General features: G+C 73.8%; 19 protein-coding genes. 3 read left to right on the top strand and 16 right to left on the bottom strand.

Annotated elements, in window-relative coordinates; genetic code table 11:
• Positions 1–55: 55 nt before the first annotated feature.
• From ACWCRA_RS14450 to tgmA, 7 genes are all read right to left on the bottom strand, one after another.
• Positions 56–2,782: a TIR-like protein FxsC gene (locus ACWCRA_RS14450; protein ID WP_451067720.1), complete on the bottom strand. Its 2,727-nt coding sequence runs from the start codon at positions 2,780–2,782 to the stop codon at positions 56–58.
• A complete protein-coding gene (locus tag ACWCRA_RS14455; RefSeq protein ID WP_351543759.1) occupies positions 2,775–3,734 on the bottom strand; it encodes an AAA family ATPase in 960 nt (319 codons plus the stop codon). Before ACWCRA_RS14455 ends, ACWCRA_RS14450 begins: the two co-directional genes overlap by 8 nt.
• On the bottom strand, positions 3,731–5,791 hold the full coding sequence (locus ACWCRA_RS14460) for a vWA-MoxR associated conflict system protein (protein WP_451067721.1): 2,061 nt from the start codon (positions 5,789–5,791) through the stop codon (positions 3,731–3,733). The genes ACWCRA_RS14455 and ACWCRA_RS14460 overlap by 4 nt, the downstream gene beginning before the upstream one ends.
• 18 nt (positions 5,792–5,809) lie before the next feature.
• A complete protein-coding gene (locus tag ACWCRA_RS14465; protein WP_451067722.1) occupies positions 5,810–6,775 on the bottom strand; it encodes a hypothetical protein in 966 nt (321 codons plus the stop codon).
• 156 nt (positions 6,776–6,931) lie between these two features.
• On the bottom strand, positions 6,932–7,387 hold the full coding sequence (locus tag ACWCRA_RS14470) for a lamin tail domain-containing protein (protein ID WP_351543768.1): 456 nt from the start codon (positions 7,385–7,387) through the stop codon (positions 6,932–6,934).
• A gap of 161 nt (positions 7,388–7,548) precedes the next feature.
• Positions 7,549–8,484: an ATP-grasp ribosomal peptide maturase gene (tgmB, locus tag ACWCRA_RS14475; protein WP_351543771.1), complete on the bottom strand. Its 936-nt coding sequence runs from the start codon at positions 8,482–8,484 to the stop codon at positions 7,549–7,551.
• 14 nt (positions 8,485–8,498) lie between these two features.
• Complete coding sequence (gene tgmA, locus ACWCRA_RS14480) at positions 8,499–8,690, bottom strand: putative ATP-grasp-modified RiPP (RefSeq protein WP_351543774.1); 192 nt, start codon at positions 8,688–8,690, stop codon at positions 8,499–8,501.
• A 482-nt stretch (positions 8,691–9,172) separates the two neighbouring features.
• Here tgmA and ACWCRA_RS14485 point away from each other — a divergent pair, with 482 nt between their 5' ends.
• On the top strand, positions 9,173–9,820 hold the full coding sequence (locus tag ACWCRA_RS14485; RefSeq protein WP_351543777.1) for an HD domain-containing protein: 648 nt from the start codon (positions 9,173–9,175) through the stop codon (positions 9,818–9,820).
• A gap of 56 nt (positions 9,821–9,876) precedes the next feature.
• On the opposite strand, the gene ACWCRA_RS14490 is transcribed toward ACWCRA_RS14485, so the two are convergent.
• Genes ACWCRA_RS14490 through ACWCRA_RS14515 form a run of 6 tightly spaced genes read right to left on the bottom strand, consistent with a single transcriptional unit; the run spans position 9,877 to position 17,519 of the window.
• The gene (locus ACWCRA_RS14490; RefSeq protein WP_351543779.1) at positions 9,877–10,851 is read right to left on the bottom strand and encodes a phosphotransferase; all 975 of its coding nucleotides are present in this window, start codon (positions 10,849–10,851) and stop codon (positions 9,877–9,879) included.
• A 42-nt stretch (positions 10,852–10,893) separates the two neighbouring features.
• Positions 10,894–11,571 (bottom strand): YoaK family protein, encoded by a 678-nt coding sequence (locus ACWCRA_RS14495; protein ID WP_451067723.1) that lies wholly within the window; start codon positions 11,569–11,571, stop codon positions 10,894–10,896.
• 53 nt (positions 11,572–11,624) lie between these two features.
• Positions 11,625–12,848 (bottom strand): type III PLP-dependent enzyme, encoded by a 1,224-nt coding sequence (locus tag ACWCRA_RS14500; RefSeq protein ID WP_351543785.1) that lies wholly within the window; start codon positions 12,846–12,848, stop codon positions 11,625–11,627.
• Complete coding sequence (locus ACWCRA_RS14505) at positions 12,845–14,596, bottom strand: IucA/IucC family protein (protein ID WP_351543787.1); 1,752 nt, start codon at positions 14,594–14,596, stop codon at positions 12,845–12,847. The genes ACWCRA_RS14500 and ACWCRA_RS14505 overlap by 4 nt, the downstream gene beginning before the upstream one ends.
• Positions 14,593–16,329, bottom strand: coding sequence for an IucA/IucC family protein (locus ACWCRA_RS14510; RefSeq protein WP_451067724.1), 1,737 nt, complete (start codon positions 16,327–16,329; stop codon positions 14,593–14,595). Before ACWCRA_RS14510 ends, ACWCRA_RS14505 begins: the two co-directional genes overlap by 4 nt.
• On the bottom strand, positions 16,326–17,519 hold the full coding sequence (locus ACWCRA_RS14515) for an ATP-grasp domain-containing protein (protein ID WP_351543793.1): 1,194 nt from the start codon (positions 17,517–17,519) through the stop codon (positions 16,326–16,328). Before ACWCRA_RS14515 ends, ACWCRA_RS14510 begins: the two co-directional genes overlap by 4 nt.
• 273 nt (positions 17,520–17,792) lie before the next feature.
• Here ACWCRA_RS14515 and ACWCRA_RS14520 point away from each other — a divergent pair, with 273 nt between their 5' ends.
• Together ACWCRA_RS14520 and ACWCRA_RS14525 are read left to right on the top strand one after the other, a co-directional pair.
• On the top strand, positions 17,793–18,653 hold the full coding sequence (locus ACWCRA_RS14520; protein WP_351543796.1) for a (2Fe-2S)-binding protein: 861 nt from the start codon (positions 17,793–17,795) through the stop codon (positions 18,651–18,653).
• Positions 18,654–18,867: 214 nt separating this feature from the next.
• Positions 18,868–19,839: an alpha/beta fold hydrolase gene (locus ACWCRA_RS14525; protein ID WP_451067725.1), complete on the top strand. Its 972-nt coding sequence runs from the start codon at positions 18,868–18,870 to the stop codon at positions 19,837–19,839.
• 30 nt (positions 19,840–19,869) lie between these two features.
• Here the strand turns inward: ACWCRA_RS14525 and fxsT are convergent, their stop codons facing one another.
• From fxsT to ACWCRA_RS14540, 3 genes are read right to left on the bottom strand one after another with little or no spacing between them, the layout of a single operon-like run.
• Positions 19,870–23,850 (bottom strand): FxSxx-COOH system tetratricopeptide repeat protein, encoded by a 3,981-nt coding sequence (gene fxsT, locus ACWCRA_RS14530; RefSeq protein ID WP_451067726.1) that lies wholly within the window; start codon positions 23,848–23,850, stop codon positions 19,870–19,872.
• Entirely contained in the window at positions 23,847–25,070 is a 1,224-nt protein-coding gene (gene fsxC, locus ACWCRA_RS14535; RefSeq protein WP_351543805.1) for an FxsC protein, read from the bottom strand. The genes fxsT and fsxC overlap by 4 nt, the downstream gene beginning before the upstream one ends.
• A 1-nt stretch (position 25,071) precedes the next feature.
• Positions 25,072–25,728, bottom strand: coding sequence for a TIR-like protein FxsC (locus tag ACWCRA_RS14540; RefSeq protein ID WP_351543808.1), 657 nt, complete (start codon positions 25,726–25,728; stop codon positions 25,072–25,074).
• Between the last annotated feature and the right edge of the window lie 168 nt (positions 25,729–25,896).

Raw genomic sequence — 25,896 nt, forward strand, 5'->3', positions numbered from 1 at the left:
GGGGCCCGCGCGCGGGCGTGCCGCCGCAGGACCGCGGTGGCACGCCCGCGCGGGGTCAGGGAGGGCCGGCGGCCCGTCCGTACCGCTGTTCGGCGGCGCGTACGGCCTCGGGCAGCAACGCGCGGAAGGTCGCCGCGCCCAGGGCGCTGAGCGCGTCGGATTCGGCGGTCACGGTCTCCATCAGGCGCGGCATCGCCGACATCAGCCGCCGGTACAGCTCGGAACGCGACGGCCGGGGAGCGCCGGTGCCGCTCCACACGAGGAGGGGAAGGGTCCCGGCGCGCGGCAGCGCGTCGTAGGAGGCGAGGCGGTCGCGGAGCGGACCGTCCTCCAGTGCCCAGGTGTCGATGAGCAGGATCTCCGGCCCGGGGAACGGCGGGGCGTGCTCGTCGAAGGGTTCGACCGAGACCTCGCGGCCGAGCGAGCCGATCAGTTCCCGGGCCGTCTCCACCAGCGGGCGTCCCGACTCCGGGAAGAAGGGGTTCCAGTCGTGGGCGTGGGGGCCGTAGTGGCGGCCGTCCCGCCCCTCCGGCAGATTCCAGACACTCGGGGCGACCACGGTGATCCGTACCGGACGCGCCCCGCCGGGGGGCTCAGCGAAGGCGTTCGGCACCCGCCCGTCGCCGGCCGGGCCGACGGGGGCGACCTCGACGGACCCGGCGACGGAGACGATGCGCAGGGCCAGCCGGTGGACGGCCGCTTCGTACTGCTCCAGGAAGGCGCGCCGCGTGACCAGACCGTAGAGGCCGTCGGCGGCGTAGCGGTCGCCGATGGCCCGGTGGTCGAAGCCGAGCCGCTCGGCCGCCGCCGGCAGTCGGCCGGACGGGACCGGGACCCAGAGCGCGGGCACGATCGCCTCGCTGCCCCGACTGCTCCTGGTTCCCTTCCGGGCGGTCCGCCGGGCGAAGGCGGCCCACTCCCGGCCGCACAGCTCGCTGGCGAAGTACCGCGGGGAGTAGAGCGGGACGAGGACCCGGCAGCGGGCCAGCGCCTCGGCCGGCGGCTCCGCACGGTCCGCGCCGGGCTCCGGTCCTCGTTCCATCACCCCGGGCCGCATCCCGTCGGGCAGGTCGGCGACGGCCGCCACATGGGCGCAGAGATCCATGAACAGCCGCTCCACCCAGAGATTCGGGTCCGGGCCGCCGGCCCCGGGCGCGGGGGTGCGGGCGTAGCTCAGAAAGAAGTACGGGCGTTCGGGGCCGGTGTCCCGCACCGTCGCGGGCACCGGTTCCGGGAGGGGTGCGCGCCCGGCGGCGGCGGCCGGCGGCGGTGCGGGTTCCGCCACCGGCATCCCCAGCCTCCGCAGGGTCTCCGCCGACGCCGAGGCGAAGGGCGCGATCCCCGGGGCGACGGCCGACTCCCCCCGCTCGTCGGGGACCAGCGCGGGGAGACCGGCCGGGCCGGGGGCGCGCTCGGCGATGAAGCGGCTGACCGCGTCGTGGGTGCGCCGGGCGTCCCGGACGCCGAGGCGGTGGGCCAGCAGCTCCCGTACCCCCGGGCGGAACTCCAGCACGGGTCCGCCGCTGTCCGCCGGGCCCGCCCCGGTGATCTCCAGAAGGCCGCCGACGACGACCGTCGCGGCGTCGGCGGCCGTGGCGTCGGGGACGAGTTCCTGGCGGACCAGATGGAGCAGTCCCGTGGTCAGCCGGGGGTAGAGCGAGCAGAGCACGGCGAGCCGGAGGGCCGCGGGCGAGGCGCGGTGGAGGAAGGACTCGATCAGCCCGGCCGCGTCCGTGACCGCGGGCGGCGGCTGCGCGGGCCGCACCGCCGTCCCGGCGCGCGGTACGAGCACGGCCTGACAACCCGCCGGGTCCCCGCGCATCAGGGTGCGCGCCCAGCGCTCCACTGAGCGCGGCGAGAGTCCGATGACCGGGACGGGCAGCCACCGTGACCCGGGGCCGGACGGCTCCGGCTCCAGCAGCGGCGGTGTCGCGAAGGGGAGCCGGCCGTTGCGCGCGCCGGGGCCGGGCGGCGGGGCGACCCTGACCGCCGGGAGGTCGAGCCCGCAGTGGCGCCAGATGCCCGGCGGCAGCGGGTTGAGGAGGACGGTGGGCCCGGCGGTGGCCCATCGGTGGACCCGGGGCCACAGCCCGCCGTCGCCGGGGACGCAGTCCGAGACGACGAGCGTCAGCCGTCGGGGACGGTGGGGCGCGCCGGCGCCGGCGGGCTCCACCGTGTCGGTCCGCTGGACGCGCAGCGTCCGGAAGACCCCCGTCCGGGCCAGTACGGAGAGCAGTTCGCCGATGGTTTCGTCCCAGACCCTCATGGTGGGCGAGCGGTCGAGGGCGACGGTGAGATCGAACCAGCGCTCGGGGGCGGGCCGGAACGCGGGAACGAGTTCCCCGCCGCGCGCGTAGTCGGCGATGGTGGTGCCGATGTCGAGCCGCAGCTCCCGGCCGTCGCGCCAGGGGCGGCCGAGCGGCCTGAGAGCGGTGGCGATGCGCCGGGAACGGGGCAGCGCGGAGCCGGCCGGCACCTGCAGCCGGCGGGCGGGGACACGGGGCCCGCCGGGCTCGGCGACCGCGGGGAAGAGACGGCGGGCCGCGGGCCGCTCCCGGCCGGCCGGCTCGTCGGCGCCGGGGGCGGGCGCGCCGGCGGCGGCGCGGTCCGGGTCCGGTGGGGCGGCCGGGGGCGCGGGCGGGCGGCGGGCCGCCAGCCAGAGCAGTTCGGCGACGGCGACACCGTCCAGGTCCCGGCCGAGCCCGCCGAGCGCCCCGACCACGGTGGTCAGGGCGGACGGACGGGCCGGCGCCGCCTCGTCCGCCCGGTCGCCGTCAGGCACCGGAGAGGTCCCGCATCAGCAGGGCGATCAGCTGCTCGCGCTCCTGTCCGGAGGCGGGAGCGCCGTGGAGCAGATGGAGGGTGCCCAGCAGTTGGTCGACGGCGACGCTCTGGCCGGCGGCGACCCGCCGGACGAAGTCGTCGACCAGCTCCGCCTCCGGCCCCGACGCGCCCACCTCCAGCCGGAGATGGGCCCGGACCACCCGGCGGATCAGCTCCGCCGTCGGCCTCGGCATGGTGAAGCGGACACAGCGGCGCAGAAACGGGGCGGGCAGTTCCTGTTCGCCGTTGCTGGTCATCACGGTGAAGGGGAACTCGGTGCACTGGACGTGCCCCCGGTGCACCGATCCGCGCCGATCGCTGTCCCAGAGCCGCACCTCGGCCCGGTCCCCGCCCTCCCGGAGCAGCTCGGGGATGCGGAACTCACCCCGTTCCAGTACGTCGAGGAGATCGCCGGGGAGATCGAGGTCGGCCTTGTCGATCTCGTCGATGAGCAGGGCGCGCGGGCGCCCGGCGGGGAGCAGCGCGGTGCCGAGCTGGCCCAGGGTGAGGAAGTCGGCGATGTCGTCGGACCCCGTGGCGGGCGCGGCGGTGTCCGTGCGGGCCCGCTCCTGCTGGAGGCGGTGGGCGTGGATGCGGCCGAGCGCGTCGTACCGGTAGAGGGCGTCCGCCAGGGTGCTGCGGGAGGTGATGTGCCAGCGCAGCACCGGGCCGAGGTCCAGTTCCTCCGCGACCTGCTCGATCACGGTGGACTTGCCGGTTCCGGGGCCGCCGGTGATGAGCAGCGGGCGGCGCAGGGCCAGCGCCGCGTTCACGGCGGCGGCCAGGCCCTCGGGCGGCTGGAACGTATCGGCCGGGGAGTCCCGGGGGAAGGTCCGCCAGGGCGGTGGCTCGGGCAGCTCGGTCCCCGGTCGGGCGACTCCGTCGCCCCGGTAGTGGGCTTCCACCGTCATGCGCCCCCTTCGTCGGCCGCTGGCGCGCCCCCGGTGGGCGTCGAGCGGAAGTACCAGCAGAAACGGAGCCATTCCCGGTCGTCCCAGACGGCCCGCAGTTCGGCGAGATCGCCCGCGTCCGCGCCGCGCCAGCTCTCGCGGTAGGCGTGGAGCAGCGCTCCCGGCATGGCCCACCAGCGGGTGTCGAGACAGCCGTGGCGCTCCTCGGGGAAGCCGAGGTCGGTGCGGGGCCAGAGCAGGACCGGGGTGTAGGCGAGCAGGATCTCCAGCAGCCGGGGGTCGCCGCCCGGGTGCTGGGTCAGACCGATGCCCCGGGTGTAGCGGCCGGTGCGCAGCCGGCCGCGGAGCAGCTGCCGGTCGGCGAGGTCCTCGTGGGCCAGCCAGTCGACGGGCGCGCCCGACGCGGCGCCGGAGATCGTCTCCCAGCGTTCGGCGACGGTGGTGTCGACGCTGCGCAGCACGGCGTCGGGGGTGAGTCTGCTGCTCCAGTGGAGCCGGACGTCGAACCGCACTCCGAGGAGGAGCGCGGTGCCGGCCTCCTCGGGCCGCCACTCCAGCAGCAGGGCTCCGGGGACGGCGATGTCGAGGCGTTTCAGCGGCAGCCGGAGGGTTCTGGCGAGGTCCTCGGCCCAGAGGGCGGCCGCTTCGAGCGCGGCCTCGGCGCCCGGCCGGTCGGCCGGTTCGGCGGGGAACTGCTCGTGGTGGAGGACGGAGCCGTCCAGCAGCAGCCAGGCGTCGAGGGTCTCGGGCCACTCGCCGGCGAGGGAGGAGTGGAGGCTGACGACGAGGCCGAGCCGCTGCTCGTCGCCGCGGGCGGTGGCGTACCGGATGGCGTCGTTGACCTGGGCCGGTGCCTGGATGAGCCGGCCCCAGCCGAGGAGTTCGGGGTCGTCGGGGCGCTTGCCGCAGTGCAGGCCGAGGAGGGCGGTGAACCGGGCGAGGGCCGCGCGGCCGTCGGGCTCGGACGCGGGGTGGTTGAAGGCCAGTTCGTCGACGATCGCCACATCGGTGACGGCGGTCCCGGGCGCGGGGACACGCTGTTCGGCGGCGAGCAGGGTGTGCAGGGCGTGCCGGAGGGCCTCGGTGGTGAGGCCGGCGCCGGTCCAGGAGCGGATGAAGATGACGGTGCGCAGGGCGAGGAGGAGGCTGTCGAGGGCGCGCAGGGCGCGTTCGCGGGCGGGGCCCGCCGGGCGGGTGAGCACCTCGTCGCGGCAGCGCTCGGCGGCCGGCACGCCGGTGTCGGGCAGGGGCGGCGGCGGGTCCAGGGCGGCGAGGGCCTCGGTGAGTTCCTCGTGGGCGAGGGGGCCGCCGAGGCCGCCGGGGAGGGGTTCGCCGGCGCGGGTGTTGCGGGCGAACCACAGGGGTTCGCCGGCGGTGCCGTCGTAGTCCAGGCCGGTGACGCTCTGTCCGGTCAGGGTGGCGCGGAGCGCGGAGCGCAGGTCGGCGGTGGTGAGGGTGGGGCCGCGGCCGGGGATGCCGGAGCGCAGCAGGGCGGTCAGGCCCCGGGAGAAGGCCAGGTCGACGGCTTCCTCGTGGAGGGAGGCCCCCATGAGCAGGGCGATGCGGGTGTTGCCGAGGGTGGTGCCGGAGGTGAGGTCCTGGGCGGCGGGGAGGGCGCCGGCCGCGTGGCAGGTGTCGACGATGCCGAGGACTCCGGGGATCGCGGGGTGGTCGAGGGCGGTGGTGAGCAGGTCGGTGACTTTCACGGAGCGGTGTCTGAGGTCGTCGTGGGAGTCGGCGGCCATGAGGTGGAGGGTGCCGCTGCCGCCGGGGGTGAGCCCGTGGCCGAGGAAGGCCAGGACGAGGACCGCGCCGCGTTCGGCCGCGTACTGGATCGCCCGTTCGGCGGCGGCGGTGATCTCGGCGCTGGTGAGGTGGTCGCCGGTGAGGAGGGTGGTGGTCCCGTCCGGGAGGCCGGGCCGGCAGTCCCCCACCGAGGGGTCGGTGAGGACGGCGCCGAGTGCGGCGGCGGCCTTCTCCAGCCGGACCAGACGGCCCATGGAGGTGCACTGGGGTGCGATGACCAGGGCGTGGCGCTCGGGGTGTCCGTGTCTCATGCCGTCCCGCCGCCCCGCTCAGCCGGGGCCGGTGGCGGAGTCCGTCAGCGCTTCGGCGACGGGTCCCGCGACATCGGGCCGGGCGAGGTAGGTGGTGGCGGAGTGGACCCACAGGCCGTCGGCGTCGGTGCGGGTGCTGACCGGCAGCACCCCGGTGGGGCCGGGCCTCAGCTCCCGCTCCAGACGGGGGCGGACGGCGATGAGGTCGTCGCGGTCCCAGAAGTTGAGCCAGCGGTGGACGCTGTCGGGCACGGACGGGGGCTGGGGCAGCAGCCGGGGCCAGACGACGGTGCGCATGGCGATCGGGGAGCCGAGGGTGACGAAGAGCGGGACGGGCGCGGGGTGTTCGTGGAGGGTCTCCAGGGCCACGACGGTGCCGAGGGAGTGGGAGACGACGAGGGCGGGCCCCTCGCCCAGGGCTTCGGCGACGCGGGCGCGGGCACGCCGGTGGAGGGCGCGGCCGGTGGCGTCCTCCTCGCCACGGGCCAGATAGCGGGCGACCTGGGCGAGGTGGTGGACCATCAGCCTGGGGGTGATCCAGCGGGCGGCCGGGCCCCAGGGGCGCAGCGAGAGCACGGTGGTGGCCACGTTGAGGGCGCGGCGCACGAGGGCGGGTCCGCCCTGGCTCTGGGCGCGGGGCTGTGCCTGGGCCCGGGCGTGGTCGAGCAGCGCGCGTTCGCGGGGGTCGTCGGTCGCCTCGGCGAGGGCGTCGACCCAGGCGATGAGGAGTTCGGCGAGGAGGGCCGCGCCGGGGCCGGCGGGGAGGTGGCCGCCGCCCTGGCCCTGGGCCTGGTCGCGGCGGAAGAGGTCTCCGTAGTGCGCGAAGACGGTGTCGATGCCCCGGCCCCCGGTGAGTTCGGCCGCGAGGCGGCTGTGTCCGGCGGCGCGCATGCCCGTGGCGAGGGCCGCCGTCCACTCGGCTCGCTCCCGGGCGGGGTCGCGCGGCGGGCCGATGCCGTGGACGAGAACGAGCCTCGGTCGCATCCGCCGTCCTCCCCCCGGTCCCCGGCACTGCGCTGACGAGCAGATTAGCAACGGGAGGCGCGGCGCGGGGCCTGATCGTCGGGAAGGCCGGACGGCGGCGGAGGGACGGGGTGTGCCCACCCGGTGGGCGGGCACACCGTCACGGCCGGCGGCCGGTCAGCACGTCTTGGAGTCGACCCGGCTGGAGTTGTAGGCGCAGGTGTCCGCCGTGGAGCCGGAGGCCTTCTTCAGCGTGGCCGTGTCCCTGTCGTTGTTCCAGACGTAGGCGCCGCGGCCCTGGTAGCGGGTGGCCGCGGTGTTCTTGCCCTTGCCGGTGCGTATCGTCACCGTCTTGCCCTTGCCCAGGGTGTAGGCGCCGAAGGTGTACTTGTGGTTCGCCTTGTCGGTGAGGGTCCAGCCCTTGAGGCTGACGGCCGACTTGGTGGTGTTGCGGATCTGGACGTACTCGCCGTTCAGGCTGGAGTTGCTGCGGTTGTCCTTGCCCGGGCTGTCGTAGTGGATCTTGTACAGATGGACGGAGCCCTTGGCGGCCTGCGCGGGCGAGGGCAGCAGAACGGCACCGCCGAGACAGGCCGCGACGGCGGCGGCGGCGAGGGTACGCGTGTGGCGCATGAGCATCCTTCACAGATCAGGGCCGGGCACCCCCCACATGTGGGCCCGGCACGAGATCCGCAGCTTATGCCCAAAACACATTCCGTGAAGGAATCTCGCAGAGTGTGGATGATCCGCGAAGCTCCGTATCGCCCGGTCCCCCGGGCGCCTCTCTCATGCCGTCATGGGGACTCCCCCGGTGCGCCGAGCCAGCGCGCGACCGCCGCGGCGATCGGCTGTCCGGTCTCCAGCTCGACGAAGCCGAACTGGCCGCCCTGGTTGCACTCCAGGAACCACCAGGTCCCCTCGGTGTCCTCGGCGAAGTCGAAGGCGCCGTACGCGAGGCCCGCCGCGCGCCGGTACTGCTCGACGGCCCGCTGGACGCGGGGCGGGACCTCGACCGGCTCCCAGGTGTGGCCGGTGTCGCCGAACCGCCCGTCGACCTGCCCCGGCCCGGCGGCCTTCCGCGCCGCGAACGACTCCTCCCCGACCGCGGTGAGCCGGATGTCCGCGCGCTTGGCCACATACCGCTGGAGCAGCGTGGGACCGGCCGCCACATCCGAGAAGTCGGCGTCCGGCGGTACGAGCGTGGTGGGCAGCGCCATCGGCGGGTCGCCCGGCGGCCGGCCCGACACGGCCTTGACCACCACCTGCCGGTACTGGTCGGCGAACTGCTGGGCCACCTTCGGATAGGTGGTGATCACCGTGGCGGGCACGGGAAAGCCGCTCCGGTGGGCGAGGCGGAGCTGCCACGGCTTGAGCCGCGCCCTGGCCGCGGCGCACCGGTCGTTCATCCAGCGCGCCGCGGTGCAGTCGAGCATTCCGTACAGCGCCTGCCCGGTCTCGGCGGAGAGCCAGGCGGACGGTTCGGGGGCGTGCGCGGCCGGTTCGCCCGGCCGGCGCACCCAGATGGAGCGCAGGCCGTCCATGCTCACCACACGCCCCCCCGTGGAGAGATAGCCGCGGAAGTCGCCCCGGACGTACTCCGCGGAGAGCGCGCTCTCGCCGGGGAGGTCGCCGGGGTCGAACCGGACCAGGGGGACGCCCTGCTCATGGAGTTGCGCCACCACCATGTCCGCGGTCACATCCTGCTCACAGGTCAGGATCAGCACCGTCATCGTGCGCGGCGTTCTCAGTCGTCGAAGTGGGTGGCGGAACCGGCTGTGGAGGTGGTGGTGCCGACCGCCGCCAGCAGAGCCCGGTCCATGATGGCGGGGCGCCCGTCGGCCAGCACATTGAGCTGGAGCGAGGCGTCGTACGAGTACTGGTCGATCACAGGCGCCAACTCGGCCGGACGTGCGTAGTTCCACGCGAACGGTTTCATGCTTTCTCCCTGGCCCACACGGGACTGTCTGGGGCCACTGTGTGGCCACACGAGAGCAATACGCGGAGTTGATGTAGTTGATTCATCACATACCGTCATGCTGCTGAAAAGAACGTGCCAGCCGGACGTCCCCGATCCGAGCAGCCGTATATCCGCACCGCTAACACATCCGCACACGCGGGTCGTTGACGTTTTACTGACACCTATGGAGACGCTCGAAACACGGAATCCGTGCACTCCCGCGGTAAGTGATGTCGGTCACCATCAGCCCCAGGCGTCCCACTGATCACTCTGGTACCGACGTTCACCCAGCACCTCCCATCACGCGGTGAACACGGCGTGATACCGCGTTCCTTGTCGGTGAGCCCGGCCGGCGCCCCGTCGAACGGGACACGGATACCGGGGGTCGTGGCCGTCACCGGAAGAACCCGGCAGGATCGGCACACTCAAAGAAATCGTACGAGGAAAGGCTGTGAATACCCATGACGAACGACCTCCCACCGGTCGCCGGCGTGCCCGTTCCGGACACCAAGCTCGCACAGGAGGCGACCGAGCTGGTACGAGACACGACGGGTTCCCTCATCTACGACCATTCACGCCGGGTTTACTTCTTCGGTGCCCTCCAGGGCCGCGCGCGGGGACTCTCGTTCGACCCCGAGCTGCTCTACATCGGGGCGATGTTCCACGACCTCGGCCTCGGCGAGCGCTTCCACGGCAGTGGACGGCGCTTCGAGGTGGACGGCGCGGACGAGGCCCGGCGCTTTCTGGCCGCCCGGGGAGTGCCCGAGGACAGCGTCCGCCGGGTGTGGACCGCCATCGCCCTGCACACCACCCCCGGTATTCCCGAGTTCATGGAGCCGGAAGTGGCGCTGGTCACCGCGGGAGTCGAGTACGACGTGCTCGGAATCGGGTTCGACGCCATCTCCGACACGGACCGTGCGGCAATCGTCACGCTCCATCCGCGCCCAGACTTCAAGCGGCGCATCCTGGAGGCGTTCACCGAGGGAATCCGCCCCAAGCCCGCGACCACATTCGGCAATGTGAAGGCGGATGTGCTCCAGCACTATGTCCCCGGTTTCGAACGAGGGGATTTCGTACGGACGATCCTGGACTCGCCCTGGCCCGAATGACGCACCGGGGGCGGGCCCGGCCGTTCATCGCTCGGTACGGCAACCGCCGTGGGCGGTCATCCCTCCGTGAGCCGTTCCAGAGTGGCCGAGAATCCCTCCCAGGCCAGAGCGGTGTCCGGGCCCTCGGCATGCGATGAGCGGAACCAGCCGAGAAAGGCGGTGACATCCTCCAGATCCCAGCGCAGCCGGTAGAGCGCGAGCGCGGCCGGATCGGGGGTGCGGCCGGTCTTTTCCGTCCAGCGGGCGTGATCGGCCGGTTCCCGGGCGACGAGCCACAGATCCCGCTCGGGCACCGCGAGACCCACGGTGTCCCAGTCCAGCAGCCGCGCCTCCTCCCCCTGCCACAGCAGATTGCCGGGGTGCGGCTCACCGTGGGTCACCACCGGCTCCGCGCCGCCCTCCCGGACCCGGCGCACCAGCCGGTCGAACTCCTCCAGCGGGGCCCGCAGCCCTCCGTCCGCGAGGAGTTCCCTGGCGGGCTCGGAGAACGGGCCACCGCTCCAGGGGCGTCCGGTCTCCCGCAGGGCCCTCTCCAGCCGGGCGCGCCCCGGCAGCTCGGGCCGGAGGACGGGCACGGCGGCCGGGGGCCGGGCGGTGTGCAGGGCCGCGAGCGTCTCCAGGGCGCGGACGCGCCGGGGCTCCGGCAACTCCTCGCCGAACCGGCCGGCGGAGCCCTCCAGATACGGGAAGACGCTGATGGCGTGGCGTCCGTCCGGGAGCGGGCGGAGCGACTCGCCGGCGGCCGTGCGCAGCGGCGCCACCACGAAGCCGAGGCCCGGGCGCCCGCCCAGCGCGACGGCCGTCTCCAGGGCACGGCCGAGCCCGCGCCGGGCGGCCTCGGTGCCGGTGCCGCAGTGCTCCTTGTCGGCGAGGTCGGCGACGGTCACGAACCAGCGGCCGGCGCCGCTCGCGATCCAGTGGTGGTCGCCGAAGCCGACCGGGGCGTAGTCGAGGGTGCCGGGCTCGATGTCCCAGGCGCGCAGCGCGTCGCGCACCACCGTGTCGTCGATGGTGCCGGGCCGTTCTCTCATGGAACGGAACCCAATCATCCGCGGCGGGGGCGGCGCATCCGGTTATCGCGGTGGCCGCCGGACCCCGGCCGCCGCGCCGGCGGCGGTGGCCAGGACCACCCCGGCCACCGTCAGCAGGACCACGGGCGCGGCGACCTCCCGGCGCAGCAGCCACGCGCCGAGGAGGCCGCCGGCGAACATCGTGGCGACGGCCGCGGCCCGCCGGAGCCGGGCGGCGGTGTCCGGGGTCACCCGGGCGGTCCGTCCCGGCGGTGCCAGCAGGGCGGTCAGCGAGCGGGTCGCGACGGTGGTGGTCAGATCCGGCACCCCGGCGCGCAGGGTGGTGGCATTGCGCAGCCCCATCGCGGCGGCGACCACGGCGGTGACCGCCCCGTGGGCGCCGGACGCCGGCCCGGCCAGCAGCAGGGCCGCGAGCGCCAGGAGCGCCGCCTCGGTGCGGAGCGCCACGGTGAACCAGCGTCCGCCGCGCCGTTCGACGGCGGCCTCCAGCCGGGCGCCGAGCACCGCGCCCACCGTGAAGCCGGCCAGTGAGCCGGCCGGGGCGAGGAGGGAGAGTCCCTCCTCGCCGGCGACCGCGAAGCCGAGGAAGAGCAGATTCCCGGTCTGCACGGCGGTGAAGACCGGACCCAGGACGAGGAAGCTCACCGCTTCGACCATCCCGGTGGTCAGGGTCAGCACCACCATCGCCACCGTCGGTGCCACCTGGGGCGTCGGCGCCACGGCTCAGCTCCTTCCGGGACCCCCTCCCGCACCCTATCGGCGGACTCCGTCCGTCATCGGCCGTCCGCCGCCGGTGTCGCGGGGGCGCCGAGGAAGTGGAAGCCGGGCCTGGGGTGCATCAGGAAGTCGTGGTGCGAGATGTTCCAGGCGTACGCCCCCGCCATCGCGAACACCACCCGGTCGCCCGCCCGCAGACCGTCCGGCACGGGGACGGAGCGGGCGAGGAGGTCCTTGGGCGTGCACAGCTGCCCGACGAGGGTGACCGGGCCGCCCCCGGTCCCCGGCCGGGGCCAGGGATGGTCCCACTCCTCGACGGGCAGGACGGCGCAGGGCTGGTCGTGGCCCTTGGTGGCGGGGGTGCGCAGATGATGGGTGCCGCCGCGGACCACCGCGAAGTCCTCGCCGTGGCTCCGCTTGGCGTCCAGCACCTCGGTGGCGTACCAGCCGCAGTGGACGGTGAGCGCCCGGCCCGGTTCGACGCGCAGCACCGTGCCGGGGTGGGCCGCGGCGATCCGGGCGAGACCGGAGCCGTAGCCGGCCCAGTCGAAGCGGGCCTCGGGGCGGGTGTAGTCGACGGACATCCCGCCGCCCAGGTTCACCTCGCGCAGCCGGACGCCGTGCCGGGCGGCGAGCGCCGCCGACCAGCCGGTCACGGACGCCGCGACGGCGAGGTGCTGCGGAGCGGTGAGTCCGCTGGCGAGGTGGGCGTGGACACCGAGGAACTCCAGCCGGGGCAGGCTCGGGCCGGTGAGCCGGCCGACCAGCGCGTCCGCGTCGGCGGGGTCGATGCCGAAGGGGGCGGGCCGCCCGCCCATGGCCAGGGCGCTGCCCCGGAGCAGCGCGCCGTCGACGGCGAGGTTGAAGCGGAGCAGCACCCGGGCTCGGGTGCCGAGGCGGTCGGCGAGGGCGGCGAGCACCGCGAGTTCATGGGCGCTCTCCACATGGAAGCGGTCCACGCCCAGCCGCAGCGCGGCCTCGATCTCGGCGGGTGTCTTGCCGGGTCCGGAGAGGGCCAGCGGACGGCCGGGCACCGCGCCGGCCACATGGGCGAGTTCACCGCCGGACGAGACCTCGTAGCCGTCGACATGGGGGGAGAGCGCGGTGAGGATCTCCGGTTCCGGGTTGGCCTTGGCCGCGTAGTACAGCTCGACCCGCTCCGGCAGGGCGGCCCGGACCGCGCGGGCGTGCTCGTCCAGGGCGGTGAGGTCGTACAGATAGGCGGGGAGCCGGCCGGGGGGCAGCGAGCGGGCGAGCCGGTGCACGGCGGGCGGGATCAACGGGGGCTCCGATCGGCTTCGGCGCGGGTCACCTGGGTGAGGACGTCCTCCGCGAGCGGGGAGGGCAGCCGGACGTATCCGGCGTGACGGTCGGCCGAGCGGTCCCAGCGGGCGAGCAGATTGGCCTTGGCGGGCAGCGGCACCCCGGCGAGCAGGGCCCGGAGCCGGGGCGGCCGGCCCGAGGACTCCGCGTACTCCTCGATGGTGCGGCGCACCGCGCTCCAGAGGGCGGGCTCGTGCCGGGGGTGCAGATCGGCGAGGGCGGCCAGCAGTTCGGCGATGTGGTTGACGAGCAGGCAGTAGACGACCCGGTCCCAGCCGTGCCGGGCGTCGTAGGCCAGCGGGCCCGCGACATCGGGGGGCAGCGAGGCGAGCGCCTCCTCGTGGTGGTCGGGCACCAGCTTGGTGCCCTCCAGGTCGCGGAAGAGGACCTGGGCGGGGAGCCCGTCGGCGCCGACGCAGACGATGACGTTCTGGAGGTGGGGTTCGAGGACCAGGCCGTGGTCGAAGTAGGCGGCGAGCACGGGCGGCACCAGCAGGCCGAGGTACCGCCGCCACCAGTCGAGCGCGGCCTCGGGCCCCTGCCCGGCGAGCCGGGAGACATGGCCGGGGCCGGTGGGGTACTCGTCGGCGACGGCCGCGGCCAGCAGCGGGGTGGTGCCCGGGGCGAGCTGTCCGCCGAGCCCTTCGCGCACGATCACCCCGAAGCCCTCCAGGACCCCGATGTCGGGGTGCCCGCCGGGACCGGGGAGGGCGATGCTGCGGTAGGCGGGCTCGCGGAGCATCCCGGCGCCGGGAAAGCGGGCGGCGAGATCGGCGAGCGCGGGCGCCAGAATCCGGGTGAGGGCGACGGCGCCGGAGAGTTCGTAGTGGGCGTTCTTCCGGACGCAGTTGGTGATCCGGACATTGAGGCTGAACTTGAGGAAGGTGTCGCCGTCGTAGAGGGTGCGGACCGAGGCCGTCGGGGTGAAGATCCGGTTCCCGGCGCCCAGGTCGAGGAGGTCGCCCCGCTCCAGGGCCGCGCGCACGACGGGACGGTCGCGCAACTGCTCGTACTGCCAGGGGTGGGCGGGCAGCAGCCGGTACCCCTCGGGCACCGGCCGCATCCGGTCCAGGGGCGCGTCCGCGCCGGGTTCGGCGCACTCCCGGGCGATGAGGTGCTCCCGGACGGCGAGCAGCCGCAGCGGGAAGGCGGCGCGGGCCTCCGGCGCGTACGCGGACCAGGTGGCCGGGTCCGAGCTGTGGGCCTTGGGGGTGGGGTGGAAGCGGTGCCCGAGGACGAGGGACTGCTCGGACGCGAGATAGGCGGCGAGCGGGCCGGCCCCTTCCCGGGCGGGGCCCCCGTGGGCGGCGAGGGCCGCGGAGACCCCCTGGTGGCTGGCGGCGACCTGGGGCAGGAACTCGTCGTTCCGGGCCCCGGTGCGCAGCGACAGCTCCGTATGGGTGTAGGCGGCGAGCTGCCGCCAGTCCACCTCGGCCCAGCCGTGTCCGCGCCGTTCGGTGACCGGGCCGGTGAAGCGGTGGGAGCCCAGGAGCGAGGTGCGGCGCAGACCGATCCGGAGCAGCACGCCGCGCCGGGGCAGCCGGAGCATCAGATGGCCGCCGCCGACCGCGGTCTGGTGCTCGGGGGCCGAGACCTCCCGGAGCAGGCAGTTGAGGAGGGTGTGGGCGACGGCCTCGTCGGCCGTGGGGAGCCGGGAGGGCGGGCCCGCGGGGCCGGCGGGGCGGTCGGGGATGGTGCTGGTCATCGACTCCTCCTTCCCGGTGCCAGATAGTTGGGGCCGGTGCCGTAGTGCTTGTTGATGTCCTCTGCCCCTGATCTCTCCTTGGCGAGCAGCGTGCCCGCCGTGACCATGGCCTTGATGGGCAGCTCCGCCGCGTCCAGGACATGGGTGCGCAGCAGGGCGCCGCGCTCGGGTGCGAGCCGGCCGGCGGCCTCGTCGAGCCGGTCGCGCACCAGGGTGAGCAGCCGGCCGAGGGGCGCGTATCCGTGGCGGGCGAGCCCGAAGGCGAGCGCGCCCGCGCACAGATGGACCGTGATGGTGGTGAAGAGGTCGAGGACGGGTCCGTCGCCGTCGTGGAGTATCCGCCGGTCGTCGAAGGAGACGGCCCGGGGGCCGAGGGTGTCGCCGAGGCGGGTGGTGTTGACGCGGGGTCCGTCGTTGTCCTTGAGGAGCAGCCGCAGCCGGGTGCGCCCGCCGGGCCGGTCCAGCAGCAGGGAGATGTTCTGCTGGTGGGACTCCAGGGCGATGCCGTAGCCGAACAGGGTGGTCTGCCAGTCGAGGAGCAGGGTCAGCAGCGCGTCGAACAGGACGGCCGGATCGCCGCCGTGGAAGCGGTCGGCGAGGTGGGAGACGACGGGCCTGCCGTCGGGGGCGGGGGCGAGGAGGGCGGCGAGGGGGACGACGGCGGCGCCGTCGAGTCCGGCCGGCAGCCGGCGCAGCAGGACGGCGAGGAGGTCGTGCCCGGCGTGCGCGTACCGCGTCTCGTCCGCGTGCAGGACGGTGTCCCGGAAGCGGGGCTCGCGGGCGATGACCCGTTCCAGCAGCCGCTGGCCGGCCGCGCCGTCGGCGAGCGTGCCGGGCTTGACGGTGCGCCGGTTGAGCCGGCCGAGGGTGGAGGTGGCGAGGGGCAGTTTGAGGTGGACGGCCGGGTCGGCGGTGAGGGCGACGGTCCGCATCGACAGCGTGGGTACGGCGTCGGGCCCCGGTGCCGGGACGAGTTCGGCCGCGCGGTCGAGCCCGGTGGCGCGCAGCGCCTCGCGCAGGGCGTCCCCGGCGGTGAGCGGGTGGACGGGCAGCGCGATCCGGTCCTCGTCCGGGGCGGGGAGCGAGGGCACCAGGGCGGGGTCCCAGCCCCGGGCGGTGACGGCGTCCCGGGGCAGCAGGAGCAGACGCAGCGGGAAGCGGGGGTGGAACTCGGGCGCGTGGGCCCTGAGGTCGTCCTCGGTGAGGCCGGGCCTGCTGTGCGCGGTGGGGTAGACGGGGTGGTCGATGCGGGCGGCGAGGGTGTCGAAGGCGAGCGCGGCGGCCGGGCCCGTCCAGCGGGCCGGGTCGGCGCCGTAGCGGCCGGTGAGGCCGGTGGTGATGGGTTCGTGGGTGGCGGTGTGCAGCCGCCGGGCCGCCAGTTCCCGCCGGCACTCGGCGGCGAAGGCCTCGAAGCCGGTCCGGTCGCGGGGGTCGGCGAGTTCGCCGAGGGCGGCCAGTATCGCGCCGGCCGTGGTCAGCTCCGTGCCGTCGGACTCACGGCGCAGCAGGGGCAGCCGGGCCTCGGTGTCGCACTGGAATCCGGGGTCGGTGCGGCGGACGGGCAGCAGCCAGGCGTCCTCTTCCGGTGCGCCGGTGCCGAGGCGCAGCCAGGTGCCGTCGGGCCGCTCGTGGGGAGTGCTGCGGCTGCGCAGCCCGACGACATCCTCCCGCAGCAGGGTGCTGAGCACCGTGAGCAGCAGGCGGGTCTCATGGTCGGTGCGGGTCACCGTCACGGTGTGATCTCCCAGCTCAGCCCGGCGAGAAAGTCGTCCACTGCCTGGTCCACGGACTCCTGGTCCGGGCCGGTGGCGCGGACGATGCCGAGGAAGTCGCGGTTGGTGTGGTGGAGGTCGTGGCGCTCGCCGAGGGAGCGCGCCGGACGGTAGGTGAGTTTCACACCGTCGATTGTGAGATCGGCGGGTCCGGGCGCTGCGCTCAGGGTGCCCGCTCGGTCGGCCAGGGGGTAGGCGAGACGGGCCGCGACACCGGTGCGGACGGGCAGATCGGCCGGAAGCGGCTCACCGAGATGGGTGCGCAGGATGTGGTCGAACAGAGGGATGCCGAGGAGTTCCGCGAGAAGGAGATCGCACTGGTCGCCGATGGCGCGGTAGTTGACCTCGATCAGCCGCACCCGGCCCTCGTGGACGACGAACTCGGTGTGGCAGGCCCCGAATCCGACGCCGAGGGCGTCGAGCCGCTCCAGCACCTGGGCCAGGACGGGTGCGGGGTGGGCGGGGACGAACGCCATGCGTTCCTCGATGAAGTACGGCAGCGGGGAGAGCTCGGTGTGGAAGCCGCCGAGGACGTGCAGGCCGCGGCCGTCGCCGAGGGTCTCCAGGGTGTACAGCTCGCCGGGCAGATACTCCTCGGCGACCAGCGCGGCGCCGGGGCGGCGGGCGCGGACGCGGGCGCACTGCCGGACGAGTTCGCCGCGGTCCCCGACATGGACCACGTCCTCGCTGGCCACTCCCTCGCGGGGCTTGACCACACAGGGGATCGGGGGGTCGAGGGCGAGGATCTCCGCCGGGTCCCGGTGGCCCGCCAGCTCCACCGCGCGCACCCGGTCCGCGGGGAGGTGCCGGCGCATCTGGGCCTTGTCCTTGGTGCGCAGGGCCGCCTGCCAGCTCTTGGCGGGGAGGCCGAAGTACGCGGCGGCCAGCGCGGCCGGGGTCTGGAGGTGGTCGCTGTTGCTGAAGACGGCGTCCGGGGGGCGGTGCGCGGAGATCAGGGTGATGACCGCGTGGAAGTCGCGCACATCGCACGGGAGTATCTCGATGTCCGGGAGGATGTCCCGGTAGCGGTCGCGGTGCGCCCGGGGCTGGTCCGTCAGCAGGGTGACGGTGAGTCCGAGCCGTCGGGCGGCGGGAAGGAAGCCCTCGGTGACCGAATCGGTGGGATTGAGGGCGAGCACATACATCTGCATGGGTGAAATACTTCCGCGCGCACATTCACTGGGCAGGGGACAGGCAGGAACAGGACAGGGCCGACCGAGGCGGCCCGGCAGCGGCGCCCGGGACGAACTCCCAGGTCGCAGCGGTTGTGGTCGCTCCGGGTCACCCCGTCCGGAGCTTAGGTTAGGTGAGCCTAATAAAGCCAATTCACCTCACCACCGCCCCAGTTAACGATCTGGTCCGAAGATGTGGTTAAGGTGAGCCTTACCTTCTCCCCCCTCGCACTTTCCCTTTGAGGAGTACCCGTGACTCTGGCCCCGGCGCCTGCACCTGCCGGAGCTGCCCTCAGCTGCTCCACGCTGCTCGCCTCCGCCTACCACCGGCTCGCCCGGCTGTGCGCGGCCCTCGACGTGGTGGTGGCGGAGCCTCATACGCCCGCCGCCCAGGGCTGGGTCGACGGCGCGGAGCTGGCCTGCCGTCCCGAGCTGCTCGACGGCTTCCTCGCCGCCGAGGCCGGCCGCATCCAGAGCCGCTACGACCACACCGCACGGCCCGATGTCGTCGCCTCGCGGGCACTGCACGGCTTTCTCTGGTCGGCCTCGCTGCTGATCAGCGGCCCCTGGTATCTGGAGCGACGGGTTCCGCGGCTCCGTCCGGACCAGGTCAGAATCAGCCGTACGAGTGAGTCCTACGCGGTCGTGCCGGGCGCCTTCTCCTGTCTGCCCGACGATCCGGCGGCGGGGCTGCCGGGGGTGCGGGTCGTCGCCGGCGAGGAGGCGCTCCGCGCGGAGCTGCGCGCGGCGGTCGCCGACCATGTGCGGCCGGTGCTGGCGGCGATCGGCCCCCGGCTGCGGCGCGGACCCCGGGCGCTGTGGGGCATGGTCACCGACGATCTCGTCTCGGGAATCTGGTATCTGGGCCGGATGCTCGGCGACGAGGAGCGGGCCGTCCGGGAGGCCGGGGAGCTGCTGCCGGGCGCCGTGAGCCCCTACCCGGGCGGGGCCGCCTTCCGCGGGCTGGTGGACCGGGACGGCCGGTCCCACCCCACCCGCACCCGGATGGGCTGCTGCCTCTTCTACACGATCCGCCCGGCCGAGGCCTGCGCGACCTGCCCGCGCACGGGGGACGCCGAGCGGTTGCGGCGGCTGGAGGGGACCGCTCCGTGAACCGCCCCGGCGGACGGCCCGCGCCGCGCTCGGCGCGCGGCGTCAACCCGGGGCGGGGGGCCGTCACCCCGCGAACCGGGGCTTCGGCGGCGTTGGCGGCACGCCGCCGTGGCCGGTCGGCTACCGTCGTAACGGCCGGCCGAGCGGCGGGCCGGGCCAGTTCGGCTGATTAGCGTGCTGCGGGCGGCGACCGGGTCCAGCATCCTGGAGTGAGATGCCGTTCCGGCCGAGCCGCTGGCAACGGGAGGCAACGGTGGGTTTGGTCCAGGCGCCCGACCGCGACGGAAAGCTCGCCTACGACGAGTGGGGCGACGCACAGGGCTACCCGGTGTTCCTGCTGCACGGCACGCCCGGCAGCCGGCTCGGGCCCCGGCCCCGCACCTTCCATCTGCACAACCTCGGAATCCGTCTCATCGCCTACGACCGCCCCGGGTACGGCGACTCCGACCGGCACGCCGGCCGGAATGTCGCCGACGCGGCCCGTGATGTCACCGCCATCGCGGACGCGCTGGGGCTGCGGCGGTACTCGGTGGTGGGGCGCTCCGGCGGCGGTCCGCACGCGCTGGCCTGCGCGGCGCTCGCCCCCGAGCGGGTGGCGAGCGCCGCCGCCGTGGTCACCATCGCTCCCCCGGACGCCGAGGGGCTGGACTGGCTGGCCGGCATGGCCGAGTCCAATGTGATGACGTACACCCTGATGGCCGAGTCCCCCGATCTCTCGCGCGTCGGCGCGCTCCTCGCGCGCAGCGCCGACGCCATCCGCAGGAACCCCTCCTCGCTGCTGAACTCGCTCACCACCGAGATGCCCGTGGTGGACCGCAGGGTGGTGGAGGACGCCGGAATCCGCGATCTGCTGCTCCTCAACTACCTCTCCGCGGTCGGCGGGAGCGCCGAGCCGTCACCGGGCGGACCGGACGGGCCGCCGCAGCCCATGGGCTGGGTCGACGATCTGGTCTCCTTCCGCACTCCCTGGGGGTTCCGGCCGCAGAGCATCGACGGGGTGCCCGTGCTGCTCTGGCACGGGGAGCACGATGTGTTCGCGCCCGTGAGCCACTTCCACTGGCTCGCGGGCCGCATCCCGGGAGCCAGCGCGGTGCTCCAGCCCTCCGCCGCCCACTTCGCCGCCCTTCCGGCGCTGCCGCCGATCCTGGCCTGGGTCCGCGACAACGCCCGTACGCACACGGTCTGACCCCCCTCCGGTCCACCGGCCGAGGGGGTCTCAGATGGGGTGCGGTTCGAGTTCCAGCGCGCTCCACCGCCACTCCTGGAGCGCCGCCGTCCTCGGGTGCTCGGTGCCGAGCCGTTTGACCATCTCGGCCAGGACCCCGTCCCGCATGGTCTCGGCGGCCCCGTGGTCGCCGAGATCGCGCAGCACGATCGCGAGGTTGCCCGCGCACACCAGCGTCGACGGATGGTTGGAGCGCAGCACCTCGCGCAACTGGTCGAAGGCCGACTCGTAGGTGCGCCGCGCCGCGTCGGGCCGGCCCCCCAGCGCCTGGGCGCTGCCGAGGTTGACCCGGCAGGCCAGTACGTGCGGATGGCTCTCGCCGAGCAGTTCGGTGTACGCGGTCACGGACCGTTCGAGGAGGGCCTCCCCCTCGGCCTGGTCGCCGGCGCGCAGCAGATGGACGGCGTAGTTGACCGCGCAGGCGATGGTGGAGGGGTGCCGGGCCCCGAGGCTGCGGCCGAGTCCGCCGAGCACCCCGCGCAGCAGTTCGAGACCCTCGTCGTCCTTCTCCAGGGCCATCAGATCGGCGGCGAGGTTCATCTCGATCAGCAGCCGCTCCGGGGAGTCTCCGGCGTCGCTGTCGGGCATGTGCTTGAGCACATGCCGGGTGAACTGCTCCGCCTCCCCCGGCCGTCCGGCGCCGCGCAGCGATCCGGCCAGGCCCTTGACGGTGTTGAGCACGGTCGGCGCGCCCTCGGTCAGTTCGACATTGCGCAGACAGCGCTCGTGGGCGCGCTTGAGCAGATTGACGGAGGCCGCGTAGTCGCCGCAGTCGCGCAGGTCGCGGCCGAGGTTGACGGCGGACTCGATGGTCAGCGGATGGTCGGGGAGGAGGATCTCCTCCCTGGTCTCCAGGGTGCGGCGGTCCAGGTCACGGGCCCCGTAGTAGTCGCCTGACGCGCGCAGGGACACGGCGAGGTTGTTGGCGACGTTCAGGGTGCGCGGATGGTCCTCGCCGTAGACCTCGCTGTAGCGGCGATGGGTCTCCCGGTCGTACTGGAGTGCCTCGGCGAAGCGGCCGAGGCCGCGCAGATCGGCGGCGATGCTGCTGGTGGTCATCAGGACATGCTGGTCGTCCTTGTCGCCGAGGACGTCGAGCTGGCGCTCCAGCACCGCCGAGTTCAGGGCGAGCGACTCCTCGTACCGGCCCTGGGCGCGCAGGATGTTGCCGATCTGGAAGCGCATGTGAAGCGTCCACCGCTCGTCGGGGTCGCCGGCGGCGCTCCAGCCGGAGACACAGCGCTCGCTCAGCTCCAGGGCCTGGGTCAGCTCGCCCCGGCGGCGCAGCTGGCGCACCCGGTCCACGAGCAGCTCGCGGACGCCGTCGTCGGCGGTGACCATCGACCAGGGGGTGCCCAGGTGCGGCCAGATGATGCGGTACTGGTCCCAGGTGCTCGGGTCCTCGGGGTCGTCCTTGCCGGGCCGGGCGGCGATCAGCGCCCGGTAGACCATGTGGCGGGCGCTCTCCTGCTCCTGGGGGCTCATCCGGTTGCGCATGGAGCGCTGGATCAGCCGGTGCACCTGGACGCAGCGGGCCTTGCGGTCGACGCGGAGCAGGGCGAAGCGGCTCAGCTCCTGGTAGGCGCGGGAGACGGTCCGTCCGCCGCCGAGGGAGCGGGCGATCTCCACACCCTGGAGCAGATCCATGGAGATGGGCTCGGGGCCGAAGTAGGAGCAGAGCTGGAGCAGCCGTACGGCGGGCGGGTAGTTCTCCCTGAGCCGGCCGATCGCGAAGTCCCAGGTGCCGCCGGTGGCCTTGGTGAGATCGGCGACCTCGTCGCCGTCGTGGGGCGCGCCGCTGCCCGCGGTGGGCTTCTGGAGGAGGCGGATGTACTCGCGGGCGTTGAGACCGGTCTGTTTGATCCCGGCGGCGGCCTGTTCGACGGCGATGGGCAGATCGCCGAGTTCGGCGGCGAGCTGGTCGGCCTCGTCGGGTCCGATGTCGGGCAGCCGGCGGCGCAGATGGCTGACGCTCTCGGAGCGGGTGAAGACCCCGACCTCGATCGTCTCGGCGTGGCGGCCCCAGCCCTCGGACCGCTGGCTGGTGACGATGATGTGGCCGGAGCGCCCCCGGGCGAGGAAGTCGGTGAGCCGGTCGGCCTCGTCGGCGTTGTCCAGGATCAGCAGCCAGCGGTGGTACGGCTCGCCCCGGTCGAGGGCGTCGCGGACCGCACGGGCCGCGTCGGTGGGGTTCTTGCGCTCGGGCAGTCCCAGTTCGGGGGCCATCGCGGCGTACTGCTCCACCGCGAGGTTGAGCTGTTCGGCCTGGATGTGCCAGACGACGTCGTAGTCCCCCTTGAAGCGGTGGGCGAACTCCTGCGCCAGCAGGGTCTTGCCCACGCCGCCCATCCCGCGCAGCAGGATCGTCTGGTTCCCGTTGCGCAGGCCCTCCCGGATGGCGTCGAGCAGTTCGGTGCGCCCGGTGAAGGAGGTGGTGCGCAGCGGGACCGACCAGACGGGCGGCTCGGCCCCGGGGTAGCGGGGGGCGCTGCGGTCGGCGCCGGTGTAGTGGGTGCGGGCGCGCGGCTCCGGGGTCACCTCGAAGACGCGCAGCAGGGCCTCCCGGGCGGAGTCCTCGGTGGGGCAGCGGGTGAGGTCGACCAGTTGCTCGGTGAAGGGGGCGCTCAGGGCGATCTCCTCGACGCGCACGGGCACCAGATTGCGGCGGTTGCCCAGCCGGTCGGGGGAGAAGACGGTCTCCCAGGTGGTGCGGAAGCGGGAGGAGCGCAGATAGGCGGCGGAGAGCACGGCGAGGGTGTGCGAGGTGGCCTCGACACCGCGCTCGGTCTCGGTCTTCAGCCGGCCGCCCTCGCCGGTGGCCTCCTGGGCGAGATGGACCCGGAAGTCGGCGGCCTCCAGCACGGAGCGAATCCACTCGGCCCAGGTGCGGTCCTGCGGGACATGGCTGATGTAGACGTCGGAGACGTCGAGCGGCCGGCGCCGGGTGAAGAGGTCGAGATAGCGCTGCCGGGTGTGCTCCTCCATGTGCGGCATGGCGGTGACGGCGCCGTCGGAGACGACGGCGGTGAGCCGTTCGTAGGCGGCGAGCAGGGAGGAGTGGTTCCCGGGGGTGTCGCGGAAGGGCGCGAGCAGTTCCTCGTAGGAGTACGCGGGGCGGTACGGGATCTCGACCCGGCCCCAGTAGTCGTGCGGGGCGATGGTGCTGTGCCGCTCCAGGAGCCGGCCGAACCGCAGCCGGATCTGGGCGCGGGCCGCGTCGAGCCGGTCGGCCTGGCCGTTGGTGTCCTCGACCCTCATGGGCACGGGGAGGATGCGGATGCTGCGGTTGCCGTACATCGCCTCGATCCGCTCGGCGACCGCGGCGGCTCCGTCGATGCTCTGGCTGCTGGGGGTGAAACAGGCGACCAGCGTATGCGGCAGATTGACCGTACAGATGTCCGAGATATCGCTGAGACCGGTACGGCTGTCGATCAGCACATCATCATAATTCTGCACGAACTCCCGTTTGAGCGCCTCGATGAATTGGGTGGCGCTCCGGCCCTCCATGAACGGTTTCCAGTCGAACTGGGAGAAGGCGCTCAGATATCCCTTGTTCTTCGTGCCCGCCGGGACGAAATCGAGCCGTCCGTTCCGCGGGAATTCCCAGACCACCGGAATCACGCAGTGGTTGAAACGGGCCCGCTCGGCGACCCAGGCGTCGTCCACGGTCGGCCCGTCGCCGCTCCAGGCCGGGCCGCCGTGCACCTCCTCCAGCCGCAACTGCTCCAGCAGGCCCTGGTTGAAGCGGCTCACCAGGTCGAGGACGCCGGGCGTGGTGGCCAGCCGGTCCCGGTCCAGAAAGGGGTGGAGGAAGCGGTCGAGCCCGGGGGCGTCGAGATCCCAGTCGACCACGAGGACGCGCCGGCCCGACGACGCCAGAATCCAGGCGGTGTTGGCGAGCGCCATGGTGCGGCCCGTACCGCCCTTGTACGAATAGAACGTGATGATCCTGCCCGCGTTCTCGCCGGTCATGGCCTTGCCTCCGCGCCGCTTTCGTCGGTGCCGAGTCCGTCTTCGCCGGCCCCCGGCCCTCTCCCCCGGCCCGTGCTCCGCGGGGGCGATTGCGGCTGAATGTATCGCAGATATCTCATGTAGGCGGACTCGGCCAACTCCCCGAACCACAGGGCGAATGCGTCCGCCGTGACCAGACCGCGAACGGCCGACTGCTGCCCGATTCTCCCCTCTCTCAGATAGCGGGGAAAAGTGGATTCCAGCAGTCCGCGGAGCCGTTCGGCGTGCTCCTTGGTCTGGGGGTCGTCGTCGGCGAGTGCGGTGAGGACAGCGGTCCAGGGCCGGCTCGCCGCGTCGAACGCCCGGGCGTCACGGGCCACCCCGGCGTCCTGGAGCGCCCAGGGGTCGACGATCAGAATCCAGGGCGCGGCCGGGGTGCCGCTCCCGCCCAGTTCGTCCAGGGCCTTGTCGAACGAGACCACCTCCGGGTCGAAGCCGAGGTTCCGGGCGAGTTCGGTGACCTGCTCGGCCACCGGACCGCCCGCCACCGGGCCGTACGGACTCCAGTCGAGGGGGCGCGGGCCGTAGCGGGCGGGCTCGCGTCCGATCGGCAGCCGCTCCTCGGACGGGGCGAGCACGGTGATCCGCAGCGGCGGGCTGGGCGGCAGCGTGGCGAAGGCGTCCGGCAGCCGGGCGAGGTCCGAGGGGGCCAGCTCGCCCGGCGCCCAGGACTCGGGGACGGAGTCCACGATCCGCCCGGCCAGCCACTCGATCACCTGGAGGGCCTGGTTCTCCTCCAGGTCGAGCAGTTGGTGCAGCCCCATGGCCGCGTAGCCGTCCTCCGCGTCGCCGGCGGTCTCCGGCAGGGCGGGGGTCTCCTGCACGGCCTCCGGCACCGAGGCCGCCGGATAGGGCGTCCACAGCACGGGCACGATCCGGGGACCGGGCGCCGGGGCCGCCCTGCGGGTGACCGCGGTCCACTGCCGGCCGCACTGGGAGTCGGTGAAGTACCGCTTGGAGTAGAGCGGGACGAACACCCGGCAGCCGGCGAGCGCCTCGGTCACCTCCTCCCCCGTGGTGCCGGGCAGTTCGACGAAGCCGGCCGAGACCCCGGCGACCCGGGCCCGGGCGGCGACCCGGTTGCGCAGCTTCATGTAGAAGTCGAAGACCAGCCGGTCGGGGTCGGGCCCGCTGCGCCGGTCACCGGGGATGCGGGCGTAGCTCAGGAAGAAGAGCGGCATCTCAGGGTCCCTCCTCGAAGACATTGCGGAGGTCTTCGAACAGCGCGGTGTCGCAGGCTTCGAGACGGGCCTGCTGGGCGACCTTGACGATCGTCTGGGCGATGCCCCACACCGCTCTGCGGTACTGGATGGCGTAGCCCGCCTCCCGCAGCCCGTACAGGCCCATCTTGAGATACGAGGCCCCGAGGTCGGGGTGGATGTACTGGACGGCCTGGGCGACCGGCGGCATGTCGAGATGCGCGGGGCTCAGCCAGAGCACGGGGACGATCGCGTTGACCGTGTACGGCCGGGTCAGATGCTGACGGGCCTGCCGCCGGGCGAAGGCGTCCCACTCCTTGCCGCACCACTCCCGGGAGAAGTACCGCTTGGTGTAGACGGGGACGAAGACCTGACAGGTCGCCAGGGCCTCCTTGAGATGGCGCTCCCAGTCGGCGCCGATGCCCATGCGCCGGTCCAGGAAACCCGGCGGCTCGGTGCCGTCGTGGTCGGTGAGCTGCATGATGTGACGGCATAACTCCCGGTGGAAATCGACCAGGTCCTGGTCGGGGTGGTCCCGGCTGCGCTCCTCCTCCCTGGAGGGGATGCGGGCGTAGCTGAGGAAGAAGTACGGGTCCCGGCTCACGGCCAGCGCCTGCGAAGAGGCAAAAGGATGGGTCATGGCATCGCCTCCCCCGCGATCACCACTCGCCGGTCCGGTGACACACGGTCGCCGGGCCGGCGCTGAGGAGTCCATTGGAGCGCGAAAGGCGCGACGGGTACTAGTGGTTGGAGCCCGCGAGTTGCCGTGCGGGCCGGTTCCCGCTGCGCGGGGCCGGTGTGCTCCGGC

Source organism: Streptomyces sp. NPDC001889, from assembly GCF_053594535.1.

Coding starts and splice junctions, on each gene's coding strand:
- ACWCRA_RS14455 (WP_351543759.1), bottom strand. CDS start 3,734: ATGACGGTGGAAGCCCACTACCGGGGCGACGGAGTCGCCCGACCGGGG.
- ACWCRA_RS14460 (WP_451067721.1), bottom strand. CDS start 5,791: ATGAGACACGGACACCCCGAGCGCCACGCCCTGGTCATCGCACCCCAG.
- ACWCRA_RS14465 (WP_451067722.1), bottom strand. CDS start 6,775: ATGCGACCGAGGCTCGTTCTCGTCCACGGCATCGGCCCGCCGCGCGAC.
- ACWCRA_RS14470 (WP_351543768.1), bottom strand. CDS start 7,387: ATGCGCCACACGCGTACCCTCGCCGCCGCCGCCGTCGCGGCCTGTCTC.
- tgmB (WP_351543771.1), bottom strand. CDS start 8,484: ATGACGGTGCTGATCCTGACCTGTGAGCAGGATGTGACCGCGGACATG.
- tgmA (WP_351543774.1), bottom strand. CDS start 8,690: ATGAAACCGTTCGCGTGGAACTACGCACGTCCGGCCGAGTTGGCGCCT.
- ACWCRA_RS14485 (WP_351543777.1), top strand. CDS start 9,173: ATGACGAACGACCTCCCACCGGTCGCCGGCGTGCCCGTTCCGGACACC.
- ACWCRA_RS14490 (WP_351543779.1), bottom strand. CDS start 10,851: ATGAGAGAACGGCCCGGCACCATCGACGACACGGTGGTGCGCGACGCG.
- ACWCRA_RS14505 (WP_351543787.1), bottom strand. CDS start 14,596: ATGACCAGCACCATCCCCGACCGCCCCGCCGGCCCCGCGGGCCCGCCC.
- ACWCRA_RS14515 (WP_351543793.1), bottom strand. CDS start 17,519: ATGCAGATGTATGTGCTCGCCCTCAATCCCACCGATTCGGTCACCGAG.
- ACWCRA_RS14525 (WP_451067725.1), top strand. CDS start 18,868: ATGCCGTTCCGGCCGAGCCGCTGGCAACGGGAGGCAACGGTGGGTTTG.
- fxsT (WP_451067726.1), bottom strand. CDS start 23,850: ATGACCGGCGAGAACGCGGGCAGGATCATCACGTTCTATTCGTACAAG.
- fsxC (WP_351543805.1), bottom strand. CDS start 25,070: ATGCCGCTCTTCTTCCTGAGCTACGCCCGCATCCCCGGTGACCGGCGC.
- ACWCRA_RS14540 (WP_351543808.1), bottom strand. CDS start 25,728: ATGACCCATCCTTTTGCCTCTTCGCAGGCGCTGGCCGTGAGCCGGGAC.